Genomic DNA, 18,035 nt, shown 5'->3' on the forward strand with positions numbered 1-18,035 from the left:
TTAGTTTCATTTTGACGATAAATCTACTTGTCATGGGATGGAGTATCTATCACAAATCCGACATAGAGTAGTGCAAATCCGACAATCGATGAGAGGGCAATAAATGGCGATTAATGAATATAGAAAAAGAAAAGGGGACTCATAGAGCCCCCTTCATTGCATTCTCTACCTTAGAAAATGCCACCTTAGTTGTTTTTAGCTGTTGGCTTTAGTTTGATTTGATAATTCTGCGTGAAGTGATTTGACTGCCCGATTGTATCATCAGGAGATAAGTACCATTCTTCAGTTGGCTCAAATCCATCTCGAACAAGCTTCCTTGTTTCTCAGTCATGATCACACGTCCATTCAGATCAGTTAGGCTGATATGGACTTCCTTTTCTGTCTTTACATGAAGAATATCACTCACTGGATTTGGATACGTACTTATTTCTACCTTCCCATCTAATCCTAGAGGTTGCTCAACTTGAGTTACAGTCACAACCCAGTCTTGCGATGTTGATTCATCATCAGCAGTAACTGTGTAGGTCACCCGATTACTGAAGTTCACAGTTGCTCCGTTTGCCGGATCGCTTGTTGCACCTTCTGATAAAGTAATTGTAGGAGTCAGTGTGGTTACATCTGTCCCTGAGGTAACCCCAATCGCTACTGTATGATTGGTTGTATTGATAACGGCGGTTTCAGCTTGTTCAGCCAATACGAAAGTAAGAATATCTGTTTCTGCACTCAATACCTCTTCCTCGACAGTAACACTTATTATCCAATCCTGATTGGTTGTTCCGTCCTCGGCAGTGACAGTGTAGGTGACAGCATTCGTAAAGTCTTGAACGGTACCACTTGCAGGATTACTTACAGCGCCATCTGATAGGGTGATCATAGGAGTCAGTTCAGCTACACCTGTGCCGAAAGCTACTTCGATGGCTACCGTATGGTCCGTAGCATTGATTACTGCATTTCCTACTTGTTGATCTAAGGAGAAGGTTAAAATATCCGTTTCTTCACTTGCAGGAGCTATCGTTACTAAGATTGTCCAATCTTCGGTGATTTCTTCATCTTCTGCTGTAACTTGGTAAGTCACAGGATCGGTGAAATCTATTGGATCTCCACTAACAGGATTGCTGACAGCTCCCTCTGATAATGTAAAAGTTGGGGTTAGTGAAGATATATTAGTTCCGAAGCTTACCTCAATGGCCACCGTATGATTTAACGGATCAATTGTGGCTACACCCGTTTGCTCATCTATAGTGAAAGTTAAAATATCTGTAGCGGTATTCTCTGCTAGCGTTACATTGACTGTCCAATCCTGGGTATTTTCCCCATCTGCTGATGTTACTGTGTAGGTTACTTCACTCGAAAAATCTTGTGCCGTACCAATGATAGGATTACTTATAGCTCCTCTCGATAGGGAAATTTCTGGTGCCAGATTTGTAAGATCAGTACCAAAGGCGACCTCAATACCTACGGTATGATTTACCAAATCAATGATCGCTTCTCCTGTTTGTTGATCCAATGCAAAGGTCAAAATATCTGTTTCTGGACCAGGTGCTGCTACTGTCACATTAATTGTCCAATCCTGAGTGGTGGAACCATCCTCTGCCGTCACTATATACGTGACAGCATTTGAAAAGTCTTGTACAAAACCACTGATAGGATTGCTCGTTGCTCCAGGAGATAGTGTGATACGGGGAGCCAGCGTGTCCAGTACATTGGTAAATAGGACTTCTATGTCTATGGTATGTGTATCCGGGTTAATCACTGTATCACCCGTTTGATCGGTCAATACAAATGACAAAATATCCGTTTCAGAAGAGCAAAACTCGCCTCCATCATTGATGGTCCAATTAAATGTATCTGGATCAGACAATATGTCTCGGGCTGCTGCTCCTTTACAGAATGTGGTTCCCACAGCATCAAATCTTACGCCGCTAACTACTCCGGTAGTTTGCGCAAGATTGGCCCAGCCGACCAGTATATTATCAAAATTTTGAGGCGAGATCGCACTGCTTGAAAGCATTCCCGTCATATCCGTTACTTTACTTATATCCCAACCGCTCAAATCCTGATTGAATCTACTAGCAAGAAGAAGCATTCGATTTGTGTTTGTCACACTACTCATATCCCAACCGCTAATATCTGAATTGAATGCTATGGCTTCTCTGAACATAACAGCCATATTTGTCACATTACTCACGTCCCAAGTACTTAGGTCGCTATTGAAATTGGTTGCTTCACGAAACATGACAGACATGTTCGTTACCTGACTTAAGTCGGGATTATCAGCAGCACTAAAGCTTGTGCCGGTCCAATTTTGAAAACTATTAGCCATACTCCCCCAAACGATATCTCCCCACTGCGTCACATCCAGTAGTTGATCTTTCGGGTAGTTTCGAAAATGGGGGAAGTCTCCGGTGATCTCCAGCGTGACATTTTCTGTAACGGTGAATGATTGCACAATGTCACCCGTTACTCCTATATCGGAAAATATCTCCGTCCCTGATGCATTTCTCCATACATAGTTGAAGTTGTAAGTGAATCCAGTATTGGCAGGGATGATAATTTCATCGCCATCTGTTACAGACCAGGACGTGATGAAAGCACGTGATTCTGTTAAAATCACTGTCCAGTCTTGGGTAGAACCATCTGAAGTTGTCAAAGTATAGGTAACAGGATTCATAAAATCCTGAACTTCCCCACTGGCTGGTATACTGGTAGTACCTTCAAACAACGTAAAGGATGGTATGAGTGCAGTTAGATCAAACCCTTCGGGAAAGTCTACAATAATTTCAAAATTAGTCTCATCCACGATCGTTGATCCTATTTGTCCTGGTATTGCGAAAAATTGAATATCAGTAGGGCAAAACTTTTCATCTTCGATAATATCCCAACCCTTATCATTGATCAATGTATTTCTGGCTACTTCTCCTTCACAAAAAGTTAAGTTTCCTGCTCCCAGGGTTACGCCTTCCTGAACATCCTGTTGCGACCATGCTGCCAACAATGCATCATAATTCTCTTGGGATAGATCAGAATCATTCAACATTTGGGTCATATCTGTCACGTTACTTACATTCCAGCCACTCAGATCTGCATTGAAGGCGCTGGCCAAATTGAATAGGTGATTCATTGTGGTAACGTTACCTACTTCCCATTCACTAAGATCTCCATTAAAAATTTGAGCCTCCGTGAACATAAAACTCATATCTGTAACGTTATCAACCTCCCATTCACTGAGGTCGCCATTAAATTCCGCCGTGTTTTGAAACATCCGACTCATATCTTCTACCTCGGTCAGGTTAGGCAGATCTGTAGCACTAAAGTCTGCCCCTGGCCAATCTTGAAAACTTGAGTTCATACTCCCCCAAATGATATCTCCCCATTGGGTTACATCCAGCAATTGGGTTTTCGGATAGCCTTGAAAGTGGGGGAAGTCGCCGATGATTTCTAATGTGACCGTCTCTGTGGCGGCAAATGATTGCACTATATCACCCGTGACATCCGTTGCTGATGCAATCTCAGCCCCTGAAGCATTTTTCCATACATAGTTAAAATCATAAGTGAAGGCAGTATTGACCGGAATGGTAATCTCATCACCATCGGTCACCGACCATGAAGTTATGAATGTAGACTGCTCAAATACACTGACTGTCCATTCTTCGCTGATAGCTCCATCACCTCCAGGTATATCGTAGGTCACGTTGTACAAAACAGGGTTAGTGAAATTTACTGCTTCTCCACTGGCTGGTGAACTAGAAGCTCCAGCTCCCAAGACGATGATGGGAGATAATGCAGTAACATCTGTACCTACTGGCACGGGTACAGAAATGGTTGCATTTGCTGTGTCGATGATGGAATTTCCTACTTGTTCGTTGATAATGAAGGATAGTATATCCGTGGTTCTTTCACAAGCTTGTCCTGCGTCTACTATGGTCCAGCCCAAGCCTTCTAATACTGCTTTGGCTCCATTAGAACTACAAAATGATATGTTGGTGGCTGTAAGTGTTACTCCAGACTGTAAGTTTTCTTGAGCTGCCCAGCCTATGAGGGTTTGGTCATAGTTTGATGTTGACAATCCTGATCCACTGAACATTGCATTCATATTAGTAACTTGACTGACATCCCATGATCCGAAATCTTGATCAATCTTGTCAGCAGCAGCAAACATTCGACCCATATTGGTGACATTACCAACGTTCCAGCTGCTTAAATCCTGATTGAAGCTGTCCGCGTTTTCAAACATAATGTTCATAGCTGTTACATTGTCCACAACCCAGGCACTCAAGTCCTGATTAAAATCAAATGCCTGTCTGAACATAACTGCCATATTCATTACATTACTCACATCCCAGTCGCTGATGTCATCATTAAATGAGCCTGCACGAAAGAACATTTGAGACATATCCGTTACCTGGCTCAGATCAGGATTGTCTTCTGCACTAAACACCACACCGGGCCAGTTATTGAAAGTCTGGAACATACTTCCCCAAACGATATCTCCCCATTGGTTCACATCTATCAGTTGATTTTTTGGGTAGCCTTGAAAGTGAGGGAAGTCTCCGAGGATTTCTAGCGTGACGTTTTCTGTGACGCTGAATGATTGTACTATGTCACCAGTGACTCCCGTAGCGGAAAATATCTCCGCTCCTGATTCGTCTTTCCATATATAGTCGAAATTGTATATGAAACCTGTATTTGCAGGGATGGTAATCTCATCGCCATCGGTCACCGACCATGACGTGATGAAAGGATTCTGACCATGTGCCAGAAGTTGCAAAAATACCAGCAGCACAAAAGAGGTAAATTTTAAGACTTGTTTCATTGTGGTAAATTTTAGAAATGCCTTAACAGTCGATTTCTTAAGCTTTTACTTTTAGCAATCGATGATTCAAGGCATGAATAAAAATTGTATTATTTGAATTTTTATTTTAATTATTCCACAAAAGTAGATGAGGGTATTATTTGAAAATGACACTTTTTCGTCTTATTCTATCACTTTTCCGACATGAATGCCGAAATGCAAAGAAGACACGCATGATATGTTGTGATTACTTTGCAAGCCAACCATCTTTGTTTCTGCTAATGATGTTTGAGATACATAGTCAATCAAATGCAACTTGTTTGATGATTACTTGATCTCAGTTTTTTAGGTACTATTTTCTGGATTAAACATATAGATAACCATGTTGGAAAGGATTAAAACAAGTTTATTGGTATGGAGTGCTATTTCTTTGCTTAATACTACTCCCGTTTTAGGGCAAAGTACTACGGATAGTTTAAGGCAGTTACTATCTCGAAATCCTACAGACACTCTCAGGATTGATGCATTGAATCATCTTTCGGAAATGTTCTACAATTCTGGGACGGATACTTCAGTGCTACTCGCTAAGCAAGCAGCCGAGCTTTCCACTAAAATTGATTACAAGAAGGGACTGGCAACTGCTTATCACAATTTTGCAACAAATTTCCTTTATGATAGAAAACTAGATAGTGCTTTAAGCTACTATGAGAAAGCGCTCAAACTGAGAACAGAAATCAATGACATCAGATCCATCGCAAATACAGTGAACAATCTAGGAGTGATCTACTATGTCAAAAATAATTATGCTGGAGCCCTGTATTATTATCAAAAATCCTTGAAACTGAAACTTGAACTTGGTGACAGCTTAAAAGCTTCATCCACACTCAATAACATTGGGAATATTTATGGCGAACAGGAAAAACATGACCTGGCCTTGAAGTACTACAATCAGTCACTCGAAATCAAGGAAAAACAGCATGAGGATGAACCTGAAAAACTGTCTTCTACTCTTAACAACATTGGCGCGACGTACCAAGAATTGAAGGAATATTCAAAAGCACTCATCTATCTTGAGAGAGCATTCAATATAAATCTACTCGACTCATCAGGGACCAATTGTGAAAAGGTCACTACGGCGATCAATATAGGTATTTGCTACAGAGAGCTCAATGAGTTGGAAAAAGGCTTAGAGTACCTGAATCTGGCCTATATATATGGTTTGGGTTGTGATCATCCTTTCAATACATCGCTTGCCTTGTTGGAAATAGCAAAATTACATAGGATGAAAGGCATGATCTCCCAGGCGGAAAATGAAATGATACGGAGCTACGAAATGGCTGAAAGCCATGATTTAAAAGTGCGATCGGAGGAAGCCTCGAAAGCACTTTATGAACTCTACAAAGAAAAAGGGAATGTTACCAAAGCTTTTGAATACCTTGAAATCGCCACTCAACTAAAGAATGAATTATTCGACGAGGATTTGACAGAACAACTCACTACCATGGAGCTAAATTACCAGTTTGAGATAGAACGAGACTCTCTTGAGCACCAGAAGCAGGCAGAATTGCTTACGGTACATGCCCAGTTAGAAAACCAGAGGTTTTTCAAAAATCTCATTATACTGGGCTTGATTGTGGCTATAGCGTTTTTATTTATAATCTATCGAAATTTTCTTCTAAAGAAATCAGCCAATGGTTACCTCATAAAGAAAAACGAACTGCAAAGAGAGAAGCTAAACATTGAGGAAGAGGTCAGAAAGCAGTTGGAGATAGAAAACAATCAAAAAGCAAGATCACTGACTGCCACTTCTTTACAATTGCTCAATTTGAATGAGAAAATAGCCGAGCTATCGGAGGAAATAGAAGAAGATCAGGAGATAAGTAGCCCTCGTAAAAAGACCTTAATCAAAGAGTTAGGAAATCTTCGAAATGAAGATAACCAATGGGATAGTATCAAACTTCATTTTGAAAACGTACACCCTGATTTTTTTAAGCGACTAGATCAATCCTTTACTGAGTTATCAACCAATGATTATAAGCTGCTGGCATTTTTGAAGATGAAATTATCAAATAAAGAGATTGCACTGATTCTCAATGTGACAACAAGAGCCGTGGAGCAGTCAAAAAGGAGACTGAAAAAGAAACTTGAGATGGCCAGTGAGGATAATGATATTTTGGGTTTTGTAGAGCATGCTGTGGTGGAGGGTGTCTGATCTTCCAAGATTAGCAAAAAGGCTGGCAGCACACTACCAAGAATACTAACCAGCCATACTACCGTGCTAAATCACTGACGTGATATTTGCAAACTTAAATTGCACAAAGAGCAACCTCTTTTTGAATTTTAACAATGCAAATTTGTTCGATTAGTGTATCTCTTAGTCTAAGATATTCGCCAAAAGATGCAAAAGATCCGACAATCAAAATCACAAGAGTTTCCTTTTGGGAATTTTATTCAAGTATTATTGACATTAGCTAAAATATTGTTTGAGTTAAAAACGAGCTTAATGTTTAATAGAAGATGATTCTGATCCAGAAAAGAGACCACCCCACCCTTATTCAGATAGCATCTCTTAGCCTTTTCCTACTTCCTTTTTTCCTTGACGAAAAAAGTATCGCAGCGGCGAACCGCCAAAAAAGTCAAGAAAGTTTGAAAGCTGCCCTTGCTAAGGCTTACCCACCCCGCCAAACTTTCATTCCCACCCTCCTAAGCACTTGGTTATAGTATATTTCTAAGATGTTAGTATTCAAATGTGATAAGTAGCAGATGGGCTTGTCCCAAACTCTTCCTTAAACTTTTTAGAAAAGTAAGAGGGATTTGAAAAACCTGTTTTAAAGGCTACCTCGGCAATATTGAGATCTTTTGATTTCAATAACTCCTTAGCACGGTGCAGCTTTACTGTATTTATAAACTGAATAGGAGATTTACTTGTGATCGTTTTTAGTTTTCTCTGAAGCTGTCTTTGACTAATACCTACTGATCTACAAAGTTTACTAACAGTTAATTCTTCACTTATATGTGTGTTGATACTCTTCAAGATGATTTCTACAAAAGCAGTATCTCTAGGTATTTGTTTGGTTTCTAGATGAACCTTAGGGTCGGTATCCGGGTCTGAAACTTTATAAATTGTCAAAGGATTTTTCTGAAAAAAGTCGAGTTGGTTAGCTTGTTCTGAAAACAATAACTCTGTTCCAGTAAGTAAGTACTTGACGGTTTGCGTAACTGCTAATTCATTTGGTTCTATTTTTTTCAAGAAGATTTTAATAAGCTCATTCGCTTCTTGATCTTGGGCTCCAACATCATTTTTAGCAACCTCCATAATGTGAACTCCAGCGGAAATCGAAAGGCCTCTTTCTTTTGAAAGCTGCATCACTTCTAGTCCACAGTAAACTGCTTTACTGGGGCCCTCAAATGTTGCTACAATTTGTTGGCTGTAATTCAATATTTCCCCATTGAACTTTGATACAATTTCTTTAACACTGGAGACTATTTGCGGGGTGTTAATCGCATTTTCAGGTATACTTAGAGCAAGAATCGTTAAAAGCTGTTTGTCATAGCTGACCTTCGGTCTTGCATCTTGGATGAATGTTTTTATTTCATGTAACACTGATTGAGTATCGCCGATCCAAAAGAGATGATCTTCACCGGCTAATTCAACGAAAGAAGCATTTTCTATATGATCTGCCAAGAAGGTGCCTTCTTCCACTTTTACATCTATATCGTGAGTTCTTTGGAGAATGAGCGTGGGTACCTTGATTGAACTCAGTATATGAATGATATCTACTTGAGTGTTCATTCTAGTGAGGAGCATAGCGGCATTGGGACTGGCGCCAGATCGAAAGTAGTTAGCCAACCATTCCATAAATATTGGATCATGGGCTTTTGTTGGAGCAAGCTTATCCAGATTCATTTCTCCATTGCCCCAACTGTTTTCGATCATCTTATAAACCTCTTGTCTCTCCGCATCTGTAGGAGCCCATGGGTATTTTTCAGCATACCTACGTTTTGCAAAGGCCCCAAAGGTGATTAGGGATATAACTCTATTCGGATAAGTTGCCGCAAAAAGCATAGCAGCACTTCCTCCCTCTGAATGACCAAATAAGATTGCTTTTTCAGAGTTAACAGCGTCCATAACTGCTCGAATGTCGTCCATTCGCTCTTCTAAAGTGGATAGTTCCACGATGCGATCTGAAAGCCCCGTTCCTCTCTTATCGAATAAGATTACTCGGGCCACTGTTCCTAATTCTGTCAAAAATTTGACCAAGTCTGGAGATTGCCACATCCAATCAATATTGGAAACCCAGCCTGGTATATACACAAGATCAACTGGTCCGGAACCAAAAACTTGGTAGGCAATATTGATACTACCACTTGTCGCGTATCGAGTGTTGGGCTTATCCATGCTGGTAGTAGATTTTAAATCTGTTCATGGCAATAAAACCTCATGTGTTATTTGAGGCGATGGTTAATCGCTACAAACTTACTTCGGGACAATGGCTGAGAAGTAATTCTAGTGCCCTACAAAACTACGACAGTAGAGTACTGCTGTAAATATCTTTAGGAATTGGGTAATCAGATTCTTTCAAAGGTTTGAAATACCAAGCAATGAATTATCAAGCAAATCGATTACTAAATAAAATTTAAGTTTGTCACCAAATTGTCTACCACTCTGATCGTACTTTTCAAGTGTAACTATTTTACTTTGAAGTAACTATCAACTATTTCAATTAATTATAATATCCTAAATGGTGTTTGTGGATTGAAATGTAAAAGTATACCATCATGAACATCCTGATTCTGGATGATGAGTTACATGCTCGTCTTTCTGTAAAATCTTACCTCGATCGGTTCATGGATTCTGAATACACTGTTCGAGAAGCCAGTGATATCAACGAGGCTATCACTATCACTAAAGAATTTCACCCAGATCTGGCCTTTTTGGATATTAATCTGGAAGGGGGAACAAGTTTTGATTTCCTTTCTCATTTTGAAGAAATCAACTTTAAAATCATCTTCGTTACTGGTCATAATGAATATGCTGTCAAAGCCTTCAGGTTTAACGCTCTTGATTATATCTTAAAACCAATAGAGCCTAGAGAATTTGAAGAGGCACTAGAAAAAGCTATCGAAGCTTCGCCAATCAGCTCTGGACAGTTAGACAAGTTGACGGAAGACATTCACTCTGACTCCATTGAAAAAATTGTTCTAAAGGATATTAACTCGGTATATTTTGTTGCAATCAACGACATTATATATTGCCAATCTGAAAACAACTATACTTCTTTCTTCTTCCTTGACGGTAGCGAAATAACCATTTCAAAAACATTGAAAGGGTATGAAAATATTCTAAGGCCATTGGGCTTTTTCAGAACTCATCGTTCATTCTTGATCAATCTAAAATTGGTTAAATCCTTTGACAAAAAAGAAGGGGGAAGTATCAAAATGATAGATGAGAGTATGATTCCTCTAGCAAGAAATAAAAGAGATACATTCACCAAATTGATGAAAATCAGTTAAGTGGTCGCTCATTCGATCAAGCCGTTCTCTCATCCAACCCAACCAAACCAATAACTTAACATTGCATAACCTTTAAAAGAGGGACTTTAGAGTATAAGATTAACCTCTTCTTATTATGCTCAAGAATATAGGCTCTCATCTTAATTCTTCGGAATGGATCATTTGGGGAATATTGATCATTTCTATTCTATCGCTAATAATACTCTACATCAACTATCGTGGAGCAAGAAAAAATGCGAAGAACTTAGCTAAAGAATACGAAAACTTATCCTCGAGTATTAAAGAACTCAACGAGGAGCTCCAAAAAAAAACCAGGCAGATTTCCAGTATGTCTCTCCACTTAATGACGGTGGATGATAATATTGAAAAATTTGTAGAAAAAACATCAAACGGACGACAAGATGTTAACAAAGTAACTTTGGAAATACGTCAGTTTTATAGAGAACTGAAAAACACGAAACGCTCGCTTGAGTCAATGAAATTTTGTTTCAATAATATGAATTCAAAATTTTTCGATAAAATCGAAAAGCAATACCCTGCTGTTAGCAAACAGGATCTGAAATTGTTAGCCTTCTTAAAAATGAATCTGACCAACAAAGAGATATCGAATGTAATGAACGTCACGACGGGAGCTGTATTTCAATCCAAGAGGAGGTTAAAAAAGAAGTTGGGTCTAAGTCCAGAAGAAAAATTGAGCAAATTTCTGGAGCGTTTTGAACATCTCTCAAATAGTCATTTTAGTTTGAATTAGTTAAAATCCTAAACCAGCTGTGTCGGATCAACCAAGGACTCTACTGTTTTGTGCAGTAGGGTCTTGCTTGCTAGAAGATCGTATTGTTCATCCCGACACACCTCGACTACAGAACAAGAAACATTTTAACACAGATCATTTGTCCATTTTTTCAAGCCTCCATCTTAAAGTACTATTCAAACTTTAAATACGAATAGTTGCACTACCCTTTTTAAGGTATTTTTTGTATAAATCGCTTAAAAGATTCCTTCTTGCTTCCAATTCAAAGTATCTTAATAAGACTTTACATTCATAAAACTCACCAACATGAACCAACTCAACACAACCAGTGCACAGGTGGAGTGGAAGGAGGAGGAGAACGGCGTACAAATTCAGATTAATTTACCAGTAAACAATCCTTTGACTGTATTACTGGAAAAAAAACAAGAGGCTAAAATCGCAAAAGCAAAAGGTATCTATCGATCATGTGTACCTGGAATATTTGTTAGAAACGGCATTCGGTTTGACAAAATTCTCTACTGCGATATCCTGTACCTGGAAGCTCAAGGAGCCTACACACTCATATGTACCAATAATAAGAATTACACAATTTCTCGAAATCTGACTCAAAGCTGCAAGGAGCTTGCCTATCCATTCATGCGCGTCCATCGCTCTTACACCATCAATCTTGAAAATATTGATTCTTTCTCTGAAGCGAATGTTTTTTATCGGGACAAGCGAATTCCTGTAAGTGAACAATATCGAAAAAATCTTCAGACCTACTTTAATCGAATCTAGCCTCAACTCAAAAGTTATGAAAAACACAACCTTATTCGCTTTGCTAATAGCAAGCATGCTTTTCCTATCTACAAAGTCTCCTGATGAGGCAAAAGATGAACAATTTCCTAATCCCAAAAAGCTTGTGGAGCAGATGCAAAAAGAGCTGGATCAGGTTTTTGATAAATACGAGAACAAGCTGGATGATCAATTGCAGAAATATGAAAACAAAATGGATGAGCAGATCGGTCGCATGGATCAGAAAGTAGCAGCCATTGAGCAACGACTGGATGATCAGGTCTCGAAAGCGGAAGGTAGACTGGATGATACGTTTGATAAAGTTGATAATGAACTCGGAGATGTGAAATCTACCCTACTCAGTACGGTTGGTACCATTGCCTGGCGTCTCACGATCGTAGACATCATTACTGCGCTTGTAGCTACATTCGTTACTGCTTTTCTAACGGCCTACTTAGCAGCAAAGAAACTGCATGTAGAGAAGTTTAGAAAAGAGATGGAGGTAATGATGGCGGAGATGAAGAAGAGTATGGAGGGGTTGAAGACATAAAGGCACTCGTTCCAAACAAGTGCTAGCATGGGACTTTAGGAATTGTCGTCATTCCATTTGTCCCAATTAAAAATTTTAGGATTAACTGATGTACCGTCATGTCCATTTTTATCCTTTACATTCTTTCTTATCTCAAAATGTAAATGTGGTCCTGTTGAAAATCCTGAGTTTCCGGTAATGCCTATGATCTCACCTTCAACCAACTCTTGTCCCTTACCAACATCAATTTTTGATAAATGACCATATCTTGTGACCAATCCATTTCCATGATTAACATAAACTACTGCGCCATAAGTTACCGGCCCATCAGGATATGTGTTTTTATAATCCTTGCGAACAAATACTACCGTTCCTTTAGCAACAACTCCTACAGGAATTTCTCCCTTATTATCCTTACTAAGATATCTCGTCGGTTGATCCAATCCTCGATGAAAATGACGTCCTTTGGAGCCAATTGCCCCGCGCCATCCGTATCCAGACCCTTTGCTGCTTAAAGGCAATCTCACTCCTCCTTTTTCCTTAGTAATTTTTGTTACATCCCTACCTTTTAGCCATCCAATAAAGGCATTCCACCAGTGAGATGCAGTGGATCCCACAGTTTTAAAAAAATTCAGAATGACATTAATAATGTTTTCAAATGATAGTCCTGCATTCAAAGCAGCTTCTCCTCTTTCAAATGTATTATCTCCTAGTATCCCGTCCCATTCTCTCCTTTCCTTCTTCAATGGGAAAAGTTCCTTTTGAACAGACAATACCAAATAGACAAAATTGGCAGTAATACGTCCGTTATCCTTTAGTGCTCTATCGTAATGTTTCTTGTTTCCTGATATTTCCAAAAGCTTATCTAAAAGTCCTTTGGTTGATTTATGCCCCTTGGCTTTGTTTATTTATATGGCATAGGCTATCCAGCTTTCGTCTTTCTGCTTTTTTCTTGAAATATAATTATTCGATAATTTCCCTTTTCTCCGAATTAAATTGATGGGAGTGGATGAAGCCTGGGGCAGGATGGGAGATTGTTTGGCAGGCTGCCTTGCTCCACGTCGATTCGGAGAAGATGTTTTTGAAGTTTGGAACGATTTGGTGGTGGGTTGATGCATTGATTGATTCAATATGTTAGATCAAGTAAAGCAAGCCAAATGCTGTAGCAAAGGATTGAAATACATATGAGCACACATTTATCTTGATGGGAATGTCTACAAATTGAATCGTATTCATTTCACTTCTTTCTGCTTAAGTTGGCTGATCAATGTTTTCTTTAGATCCTGTACCCAGGTTTTCTTTATCCTTGCATCGACCTCCTTCTTTTGTCTTCCATCTAAATCCCTATAAGATTTCTTGTACACCTTCTGAGCTGTTTTTTCCTGGTGTTCATTTTCAGTATGCGCGATTAATAATGTAATGTACCTTTTAGCTTTGGCATCAATTCCTGCTTTGCCAAACACTTTCAAACCATGTTGATCTTTCCAGATCAATTCGATATTTACCGTACCACCACTTGTAATTCTATTAGCAATAAGAATGACCGAATGAAAACCATTATATAAGGACATTAGAAAAGCATAGTAACCATCGTGCTTTTCCTTCTTTACAGTCTTTATAATTAAATCGTCAACACTTTTATTAAATCCTGACTTGTTAGCACCAACTTTCACAGATTTTTCTGCCAACCCTAATTTCTGCAACTTTTTAATTGATCCAAAGGCTGTGCCTGACAGATCTCCTCGCTCCAATACTTTTTTACCTTTTATTGGATTATCACCATACAACTCTACTATTGCATTATTGAAAGTAGGTATACAAGAGGGCTTTCCCTCATCATCTGTTATAGGTGGGGCATCTTTCAGGTCTTTTGCTTGAATATCTAAAAATGTCTTGGGATAACTCTTTCTAAATGCTTCGACAAACTTTATGATCGCTTTTATATCATCTTTTTTCGAAATGAAATGAGGACCAGTCCCCAAAGCACTTTTTACTTTAGAAGGAGTAATCGAGGTATATTCCAATTTTGCCTCCCAATGTTCATCAGCGTGTTTCTTTTTCGGAGGTTTCACCATAGCTTTTTTATCAATCAATACCAGCCTAATACCAATCATATTAAGCAATCTATTGAGCCTACTAAACTGTGTCACCGGTCTAAAGTAATAATGATCTTTTTCCGCGGGTTTTTTGTTTACTTTATTAGCAGATCCTTTAAACTGCTGCACTGTATGCGTCAACTCGTGTGCCAGTAGGTGCTGCCCTGAACTGCTGCTCGTATCATACTTTCCCTGGTTGAAGTAGATGTGGTTACCATGGGCGAAAGCTTGAGAGTTTAGTTCTTTATTCATCTGCACTGCACTGCTGTCTGTATGGACTTTCACCCCACTGAAACCCGTACCAAATCGAGAGCTCATAAACTCATTGGTCTCCTGAGGAAGGGAATTTCCTCCACCCTTGCTATTGCTCAGACGGGATTCCAATGAAGCACTTACTTCACCCGATCCTCCTTTTCGCTGGATGGTTCTGACCAATCCTGTGATTGGCTTTGTATTGACGTGTTCAAAATCCAGGTCTTCTGATGAATGAGATCTTTTTTCAGTTTTTGGCTGAATAGGGGGCTTCTTCGCAGGTTGCTTTACTCCACCTCTTTTGGAGGTAGAATTTTTTGAAGTTTGGGCTGATTTGGTGCTGGAGTAATGCATGGACCGGATCAATATTTAAGATATATACAACAAGTAGCTTGCACCAGTGGGAGTCTTGGTACAATACCAGTTCTTACAATTCCATCGCAAAGTAGGCGTAGCTATCAGCATTATCGATCGTCTTGTCTGCTTTTAACCCGGCATATTTTGAAGTCTCCCATTTATAAGCATGATCATCTATACCGGCATACTTATGAGCTATTTCGTGAATTATAATTCTCCTTCTTTGAAAGCTTGAGATAGTATGGAAATAATAGAAACATATATGAACATCACCTGCTATCAAACCAAAGAAATAGTAAGGCACATAAGCCTCTATATTAGATTTACAACTATTGTCACATTCAAACTCAAGGCCCTTAGAGAAGGACATCTCTATTTTATTGAGCTTCTCCAACATTATATTTATATCACTATTTAATCGAAAGTGTCTCTTAAGAAGGTTTTTGTAATGATTTGGTATAATCTTTGGATTATTTTTAATCAGCTCCAGTGCTTTACGTGCGGCAATTACTTTTCTGAGAGAACTCTTTATTTCATTCGCTATTTTTCGACGTTGAATAGGTGTACAATTATCAAATTGTTCCTTGCCCAATTTGAATCCATTTGGTTTTTTATTAGCTGAAAGTCGCTCCTTGACAGACTCTAATGATGGCATGAAGAATTCTCTATTAGTAGGGACTTTTCTCCAGTTAGAAACGGGACCATTCAACTTAATGATGTAGGCCCGAATAGCTAAGTTGTTAGCCCTACTTAATCCATGTTTTGTGTCCTTGTAAATATTCCATATTGCAGTGCCAATACTCTTTACATTTTTAATCTTGCCCGGTTTGTTTTTCTCCACCGGCAAGATAACTTCATATGGATCGTTGCTTTTCTTCTGAATAATTCGATTGCTATTATTATTTATAACTCCTTTATGCGATGGACTGATAAGATCTGCAATTGCTTTTGTTCCTTTTGCTTTTTCATAAACACCTGTATGAATATTTTTTTTTATACTATCGCCATTTTTAGAAGGCTTATTATGTATTGATTTAGTAACATGTCTTGTTTTAGAATAACTGCTAGTAAACATATTATACTCCTTTTTTTATAAGGATTTCTCCAAATTAATGGTATTCATCCGATCTGTAATTAAGATCTTAATTGTATTCAACGATAACATATTTTCTACGCCAATTTTCATCTGAAATCTTATTTGCATCCAATTCTTTACCCAAATCAGATGGGGCAGATCCTTTTTCTAAACCTGTCCATTTTATAGTTGGAATTTTGTTATAATTGATCGACTTAGTGGCTTGTAGAGCAAGTGTTTTCATTTCAGATGAAATTAGTCTGTAATATCTTGGTCCTGAACCGACATTGTAAAAACGACCTTCGCCAGTTAATGCAAGTACCTTGCGGTTAGCCCCTTCTATCCATCGAGCTTTAATAGTTCCATACCTTCCGTCATCCGTCTTTTCACCAATTGGTTTGATTTCATTTTGAAACTTAAAAACTAAAACTTCGATTAACTTACCATATTGCTCCTTGGTTGGATCAAAAGCCAAGAACAAAATTCCAAGTTCTCTGTTATTTTTAATTGATAAATTATTATTCAACTTATCAAACCCCTGAGCAGCTGATTTTTTCAAGACCTCAAAAAAAGCTTCATATTTAGAATCCCCAGTTATTGATGATAGCTGGTTCTGTGCATTAATACTGGCCAATTTTCTTCCGGTCTCAGTGGCCTTTAAAAAAAGGCTTTTAGTTCTTTTATCATCTAGGAGTGCCAAAGCGAGTCTATACTGGGTAGTTGATGCAGATACAGGCAATAGTTTAGCAAAAGCGGCTAAACCTTTACCCAATAGTTTTCCAATTCCTGGCATCAAAAAACCAAGAGCAATTTCCAAAATAATTGATGCAGCTTCTTTTTGAGCCTTTAGCATATTTGCAACCTTAACCTTAACCTCAAGTAGAGCCGTTCTGAAATAGCTAGAACAAGTTACTATTCTATCACCAGTAACTCTGATGAGTTCACTTCGTTTGCTCATTGGCAGCCTAAAAGATAGCCCACTTCCCTTTTTCATTATTTTTGACTTTCTAGGGGTAACTCTATATTTCTTTTCTTTTAATCCTCCCCCCTGCTGCACCGTATGTGTCAGTTCATGCGCCAGCAAATGTTTACCTGAACTACTATTCGTATCGTACCTTCCTTGATTGAAGTAAATGTGGTTGCCATGAGCAAAGGCCTGCGAGTTTAGCTCTTTGTTCATTTGCACCGCATTGCTGTCGGTATGTACTTTCACACCGCTGAAATCCGTCCCAAAGCGGGAGCTCATGAACTCGTTTGTTTCCGCAGGTAATGGATTGCCTCCACCCTTACTTGCGTTTAGCTGAGATTCTAAAGAAGACCCAACTTCTTTTGATCCATTCGTTTTTCGTTGGATGGATTTTCCCTGAAGTGGTTCCTCTTCTTCAGGAGGCATCCGTTGAATCCTCTTGGTCATAGGCTCTTCCTCCTCAGCACTCATTCTTTGGATCGGTTTTGTTGCCAGTTCTTTATCGTCTTCCATCCGCTGGATTCGTTTTGATTGAATGGGTTCCTCCTCTTCAATGGGCATGCGTTGGATGGATTTGCTCTGAACAGCATCTTCCTCCTCGAAAGATTGTCGTTGAACCAATGGGGTAATCAAACTGGCTAAAGGTTTGGTTTGTGCTTCTTCTTGTTGACAGGCCGTGCATTTTTGTTGGATACTTAAATGCCTCCCCCTTAATCCCCCAAAACGTTGGACCGCTCCAGAGGGGGAGATTTTGGGTGCGGGCATGCTCATCACCTTATCGGCCATCGCATCTGCCTCATGTTCATACTTGTCATTGGGGTCACCTACCTTGATTTTGGTTTGAACGACTCCTTTGCGCTGAGCCCCTGCGTCGCGTTTGCGTGGGGAGGTTTCTTTGTCTGAGTTGCTGAACATGGTTTTATAAGGT

Annotated in this window: 12 protein-coding genes; 6 read left to right on the top strand and 6 right to left on the bottom strand. The window is 39.1% G+C overall.

What is annotated here, in order from left to right:
• Positions 1–208: 208 nt before the first annotated feature.
• Positions 209–4,813 carry a BspA family leucine-rich repeat surface protein gene (locus tag ABJQ32_10075; GenBank protein ID MEP5289988.1) on the bottom strand — a complete coding sequence of 1,535 codons (4,605 nt, stop codon included), beginning with the start codon at positions 4,811–4,813 and terminating at the stop codon, positions 209–211.
• Positions 4,814–5,174: 361 nt separating this feature from the next.
• On the opposite strand from ABJQ32_10075, the gene ABJQ32_10080 reads away from it, so the two are divergent.
• Positions 5,175–7,004 (top strand): tetratricopeptide repeat protein, encoded by a 1,830-nt coding sequence (locus ABJQ32_10080; GenBank protein MEP5289989.1) that lies wholly within the window; start codon positions 5,175–5,177, stop codon positions 7,002–7,004.
• Positions 7,005–7,535: 531 nt separating this feature from the next.
• On the opposite strand, the gene ABJQ32_10085 is transcribed toward ABJQ32_10080, so the two are convergent.
• The gene (locus ABJQ32_10085; protein MEP5289990.1) at positions 7,536–9,191 is read right to left on the bottom strand and encodes an alpha/beta fold hydrolase; all 1,656 of its coding nucleotides are present in this window, start codon (positions 9,189–9,191) and stop codon (positions 7,536–7,538) included.
• A gap of 380 nt (positions 9,192–9,571) precedes the next feature.
• On the opposite strand from ABJQ32_10085, the gene ABJQ32_10090 reads away from it, so the two are divergent.
• The 4 genes from ABJQ32_10090 (at position 9,572) to ABJQ32_10105 (ending at position 12,381) form a co-directional block, all read left to right on the top strand.
• Positions 9,572–10,306 (top strand): LytTR family DNA-binding domain-containing protein, encoded by a 735-nt coding sequence (locus ABJQ32_10090; GenBank protein MEP5289991.1) that lies wholly within the window; start codon positions 9,572–9,574, stop codon positions 10,304–10,306.
• A 115-nt stretch (positions 10,307–10,421) separates the two neighbouring features.
• A complete protein-coding gene (locus tag ABJQ32_10095; protein MEP5289992.1) occupies positions 10,422–11,057 on the top strand; it encodes a hypothetical protein in 636 nt (211 codons plus the stop codon).
• 306 nt (positions 11,058–11,363) lie between these two features.
• Entirely contained in the window at positions 11,364–11,834 is a 471-nt protein-coding gene (locus ABJQ32_10100; protein ID MEP5289993.1) for a LytTR family DNA-binding domain-containing protein, read from the top strand.
• Between the two features lie 16 nt (positions 11,835–11,850).
• Positions 11,851–12,381 (top strand): hypothetical protein, encoded by a 531-nt coding sequence (locus tag ABJQ32_10105; GenBank protein ID MEP5289994.1) that lies wholly within the window; start codon positions 11,851–11,853, stop codon positions 12,379–12,381.
• Between the two features lie 35 nt (positions 12,382–12,416).
• Here the strand turns inward: ABJQ32_10105 and ABJQ32_10110 are convergent, their stop codons facing one another.
• A complete protein-coding gene (locus ABJQ32_10110; GenBank protein ID MEP5289995.1) occupies positions 12,417–13,217 on the bottom strand; it encodes a M23 family metallopeptidase in 801 nt (266 codons plus the stop codon).
• Between the two features lie 152 nt (positions 13,218–13,369).
• On the opposite strand from ABJQ32_10110, the gene ABJQ32_10115 reads away from it, so the two are divergent.
• Positions 13,370–13,498 carry a hypothetical protein gene (locus ABJQ32_10115; protein MEP5289996.1) on the top strand — a complete coding sequence of 43 codons (129 nt, stop codon included), beginning with the start codon at positions 13,370–13,372 and terminating at the stop codon, positions 13,496–13,498.
• A 94-nt stretch (positions 13,499–13,592) separates the two neighbouring features.
• On the opposite strand, the gene ABJQ32_10120 is transcribed toward ABJQ32_10115, so the two are convergent.
• The 3 genes from ABJQ32_10120 to ABJQ32_10130 all read right to left on the bottom strand — a co-directional run bounded on the left by ABJQ32_10120 (position 13,593) and on the right by ABJQ32_10130 (position 18,022).
• A complete protein-coding gene (locus ABJQ32_10120) occupies positions 13,593–15,062 on the bottom strand; it encodes a DUF4157 domain-containing protein (GenBank protein ID MEP5289997.1) in 1,470 nt (489 codons plus the stop codon).
• Between the two features lie 73 nt (positions 15,063–15,135).
• Positions 15,136–16,140: a M35 family metallo-endopeptidase gene (locus tag ABJQ32_10125; GenBank protein ID MEP5289998.1), complete on the bottom strand. Its 1,005-nt coding sequence runs from the start codon at positions 16,138–16,140 to the stop codon at positions 15,136–15,138.
• A gap of 67 nt (positions 16,141–16,207) precedes the next feature.
• Positions 16,208–18,022: a DUF4157 domain-containing protein gene (locus ABJQ32_10130; protein ID MEP5289999.1), complete on the bottom strand. Its 1,815-nt coding sequence runs from the start codon at positions 18,020–18,022 to the stop codon at positions 16,208–16,210.
• Positions 18,023–18,035 lie beyond the last annotated feature (13 nt).

This window comes from Marinobacter alexandrii (genome assembly GCA_039984955.1).
Lineage (GTDB): Bacteria > Bacteroidota > Bacteroidia > Cytophagales > Cyclobacteriaceae > Ekhidna.